The sequence below is a fragment of the Mycobacterium interjectum genome (assembly GCF_900078675.2).
Taxonomy (GTDB): domain Bacteria; phylum Actinomycetota; class Actinomycetes; order Mycobacteriales; family Mycobacteriaceae; genus Mycobacterium; species Mycobacterium interjectum.
In genome coordinates, this window is record NZ_LT546237.1 from 76,619 (window position 1) to 80,673 (window position 4,055).

Here is a 4,055-nt window from a genome sequence, read left to right on the forward strand (position 1 = left end):
CCGACTTTGCAGAAAAGATTGCGAGTGCTTGCTATCTATGTTACGGTTCGTGGCAACTCGACAACCATGGAGGAAACCGTGACCTACGACGTGATCATTCGCGACGGGCTGTGGTTCGACGGCACCGGCGGCGCGCCGCAGACCCGCACGCTCGGCATCCGCGACGGCGTGGTGGCCACGGTGTCGGCCGCGGCGCTGGACGAGACCGGTTGCCCCGAGGTGATCGACGCGGCCGGCAAGTGGGTGATGCCCGGCTTCATCGACGTGCACACCCACTACGACGCCGAGGTGCTGCTGGACCCGGGGCTGCGGGAGTCGGTGCGCCACGGCGTCACCACGGTGCTGCTGGGCAACTGCTCGCTGTCGACGGTCTACGCCGATTCCGAGGACGCGGCCGACCTGTTCAGTCGGGTCGAGGCCGTGCCCCGCGAGTTCGTGCACGGCGCCCTGGACTCCAACAAGACATGGTCGACGGCCGCGGAGTACGTCAAGGCGATCGACGCCCTGCCGCTCGGGCCGAATGTCGGCTCCCTGCTTGGTCATTCGGACCTGCGGACCGCGGTGCTGGGGCTCGACCGCGCCACCGACGCCGCGGTGCGGCCCACCGAGGCCGAGCTGGACCGGATGGCGGCGCTGCTGGAGGAGGCACTCGACGCCGGGATGCTCGGCATGTCCGGCATGGACGCGGCCATCGACAAGCTCGACGGCGAGCGCTTCCGGTCGCGCGCCCTGCCGTCGACCTTCGCCACCTGGCGGGAACGGCGCAGGCTGATCAAGGTCTTGCGCAGGCGTGGGCGGATGCTGCAAAGCGCCCCCGACGTCGAGAGGCCGGCGTCGGCGCTGATGTTCTTTTTGACCAGCAGCCGAATCTTCGGCCGCGGCAAGGGAGTTCGCATGAGCATGCTGGTTTCCGCGGACTCCAAGTCGATGCCGCTCGCGGTGCACACGTTCGGGTTCGGCACCCGCATGCTCAACAGGGTGCTGGGCTCGGCCGTGCGCTTCCAGCACCTGCCGGTCCCGTTCGAGCTGTACTCCGACGGGATCGACCTGCCGGTCTTCGAAGAGTTCGGCGCCGGAACGGCGGCCTTGCACCTGCGCGACCAACTGGAACGCAACGAGCTGCTGGCCGACAAGGAATACCGCCGCAAGTTCCGCCGCGAATTCGACCGCATCAAGCTCGGACCGTCGTTGTGGCACCGCGACTTCCACGACGCCGTCATCGTCGAATGCCCCGACGCCTCGTTGATCGGCAAGAGCTTCGGCGCCATCGCCGGCGAGCGCAGGCTGCACCCGCTGGACGCGTTCCTCGACGTGCTCGTCGAAAACGGCGAGCGCAACGTCCGGTGGACGACCGTCGTGGCCAATCACCGGCCCAAGCAACTCGACAAGCTCGCCAACGAGCCGAGCATCCACATGGGTTTCTCCGACGCCGGCGCACACCTGCGCAACATGGCCTTCTACAACTTCGGTCTGAAGATGCTCAAGCGCACCCGCGACGCGCAGCGGGCCGGCGCGCCGTTCATGTCCACCGAGCGGGCGGTGTATCGCCTGACCGGCGAACTGGCCGAGTGGTTCGGCATCGACGCCGGCACCCTGCGCGAGGGCGACCGCGCCGATTTCGTCGTCATCGACCCGGCCGGGCTCACCGAGGCGGTGGACGGTTATCACGAGGAGGCCGTGCCGTTCTACGGCGGCCTGCGGCGCATGGTCAACCGCAACGACGACGCCGTCGTCGCGACCGGCGTGGGCGGGTCCGTCGTCTTCGGTAAGGGCCAATTCCGCGACGGCTACGGCCAATCCGTGAAGTCCGGTCGCTACCTGCGCGCCGGTGCGCGGCACGCAGGCCGCAGCGCCGTCAAAGTCGGGGCCTGACATGGCCAGGACCCAGCAGCAGCGGCGGGAGGAGACCGTCGGGCGGCTCATCGACGCCTGCATCGACACCATCGTCGACGTCGGCTACGCGCGGGCGTCGGCCGCCGTGATCACCAAGCGCGCCGGGGTGTCCGTCGGCGCCCTGTTCCGCCACTTCGAGACCATGGGCGACTTCATGGCGGCCACCGCGTCCGAGGTGTTGCGCCGCCAGCTGGAGTCCTTCACCAAGGGGGTCGCCGAGATACCGGCCGACCAGCCGGCCCTCGAGGCCGCGCTGGCGATACTGCGCGACATCACCAGCGGCCCCACCAACGCGGTGGTCTACGAGCTGTTGATCGCCGCACGCACCGACGAGAAGCTCAGGGAGACTTTGCAACACGAGCTCGGGCAGTACTCCGCCAAGATCGTCGAGGCCGCCCGGGCCCTGCCCGGCGCCGAGGGCTTCCCGGAGGAGACGTTCCCCGTCGTCGTGGCCCTGATGACGAACGTGTTCGACGGGGCCGCCGTGGTGGAGGGCGTGCTGCCGCAGCCGGCGATCGCGAAGCGGCGGATCGGAGTGCTCACGGCGCTGCTGACCGCGGCGCTGCCCCAATAGTTTCCGCGCGTGGCTACAGCGAGCCCACACCCGTCTCGGGGTTGAGGGCGAAACCCCAGTCGAACAGGCTGCCGGCCTGATCCCAATACGACGGCCCGCCCGGTTTCACCAGCCCGTACATCATCGCGATCACCAACCGGCGGCCACCGCGCGCGGCGGCGCCCACGAAGGTCTTGCGCGCGGCGTCGGTGAAGCCGGTCTTGCCGCCGATGGCGCCGGGGTAGCGCGCTAGCAGTTCGTCCTGGTTGACGATCGGCTCGTCGCCGTGATCGCCGGGGAACATCGCCGACGGCTCGGCGGTGATCCGGGCGAACACCGGGTTGGCCATCGCGGCCCGGAAGATGACGGCCAGGTCGTGCGCCGTGGAGGCCCCGGAGCCACCCGGGCCGTCCAGGCCCGACGGGGTCGCGGCGTGGGTGCTGGTCGCGCCCAGCGATGCGGCCTTGGCGTTCATCTTGGCGACGGTGGCGTCGGCGCCGCCCAGCAGGTGGGCCAGCGTGTTGGCGGCGTCGTTGCCCGAGACCAAGAGCAGCCCGTCCAGCAATTGGCGCGCGGTGTAGGTGCGGCCCGGCTTGATGCCGACGCAGTTGCACTCGACCTGGGTGTCGGCCACGTCGGCGACGACGGTCGAGTCGAGGCTCACCTGGTCCAGCGCGACCAGCGCCAACAGCACCTTGATGGTGCTCGCGGGTGGGTGGGCCACGTTCTGGTCGCGACCGGCCAGCACCTGACCGCTGTCCAGGTCGGCGACGATCCAGGTCTGGGCCGGGCCCTCGGGGATGGGCATCGAGCCGATCGGCTGCGCCTGGTCGGCCCGAGCGGGTGCCACTGCGACGGTGGCACCGGAAGCGACGGCCACCAGCGCGGCGACCGCGGCCATGAGCGTGCGCATGGGCGCACAGTTTAACTTCCGGGCTGGCGCCGGGCCCTCTGCCAGTAAGCAGGGTGTCGAAAATCCCTGCCCGACGCCCCATCCAGCTAGCGTTAACGCTCGACGCTTCCGTGTGGTGATTCGTTGAATTCCCGTATTGGAGGAAGACGATGTCGTACTTGGCGGTGACCCCGGAGACGGTCTCCTCGGCGGCTTCGGACCTGGCCGGTATAGGCACCTCGATCAGCGCGGCCAATGCGGCGGCCGCTGCCCCGATCACGGGTGTGGTGGCCGCGGCCGAGGATGAGGTGTCGGCGGCCATCGCGTCGCTGTTTTCTCGCCACGGCCAGCAGTTCCAGGCGCTCAGCGCTCGGGCGGCGGCGATTCATGGCCGGCTCGTGCAGGCGTTGACCAGCGCGGGCAATTCGTATGCGGCAGCCGAAGCGGCCAACACCAATCCGTTGCAGACCCTGGAGCAAGACGTAATGGGGGCGATCAACGCGCCGACCAATGCGTTGCTGGGGCGCCCCCTGATCGGCAATGGCGCCAACGGGGTGGCGGGCGGCACCTCGGCGCAAGCCAATGGCGGCGCCGGCGGGATCCTGTTCGGTAACGGCGGCGCCGGCGCGACCGACGCGGCCGGACAGGGCGGTGCCGGCGGCGCCGCCGGGCTGATCGGTACCGGTGGCGCAGGCGGTGCGGGGGCCAACGGCGGTG

General features: G+C 69.8%; 4 protein-coding genes. 3 read left to right on the forward strand and 1 reads right to left on the reverse strand.

Going from position 1 to position 4,055, the window contains the following annotated elements; all coding sequences use genetic code 11:
• Positions 1-66 precede the first annotated feature (66 nt).
• Together BN4348_RS34660 and BN4348_RS34665 are read left to right on the forward strand one after the other, a co-directional pair.
• Complete coding sequence (locus BN4348_RS34660; protein WP_066909448.1) at positions 67-1,872, forward strand: N-acyl-D-amino-acid deacylase family protein; 1,806 nt, start codon at positions 67-69, stop codon at positions 1,870-1,872.
• A gap of 1 nt (position 1,873) precedes the next feature.
• Positions 1,874-2,467, forward strand: coding sequence for a TetR/AcrR family transcriptional regulator (locus tag BN4348_RS34665; RefSeq protein ID WP_066909451.1), 594 nt, complete (start codon positions 1,874-1,876; stop codon positions 2,465-2,467).
• 13 nt (positions 2,468-2,480) lie between these two features.
• Here BN4348_RS34665 and BN4348_RS34670 read toward each other — a convergent pair whose 3' ends face one another.
• Positions 2,481-3,359: a D-alanyl-D-alanine carboxypeptidase family protein gene (locus BN4348_RS34670; RefSeq protein ID WP_066909454.1), complete on the reverse strand. Its 879-nt coding sequence runs from the start codon at positions 3,357-3,359 to the stop codon at positions 2,481-2,483.
• Between the two features lie 149 nt (positions 3,360-3,508).
• On the opposite strand from BN4348_RS34670, the gene BN4348_RS34675 reads away from it, so the two are divergent.
• The coding region (locus BN4348_RS34675) for a PE family protein (RefSeq protein WP_142308784.1) at positions 3,509-4,055 on the forward strand (547 nt) is incomplete at its 3' end.

Excerpts from the sequence above, each read along its gene's own strand:
- BN4348_RS34665 (WP_066909451.1), top strand. The coding sequence starts at position 1,874 with ATGGCCAGGACCCAGCAGCAGCGGCGGGAGGAGACCGTCGGGCGGCTC.
- BN4348_RS34670 (WP_066909454.1), bottom strand. The coding sequence starts at position 3,359 with ATGCGCACGCTCATGGCCGCGGTCGCCGCGCTGGTGGCCGTCGCTTCC.
- BN4348_RS34660 (WP_066909448.1), top strand. The coding sequence starts at position 67 with ATGGAGGAAACCGTGACCTACGACGTGATCATTCGCGACGGGCTGTGG.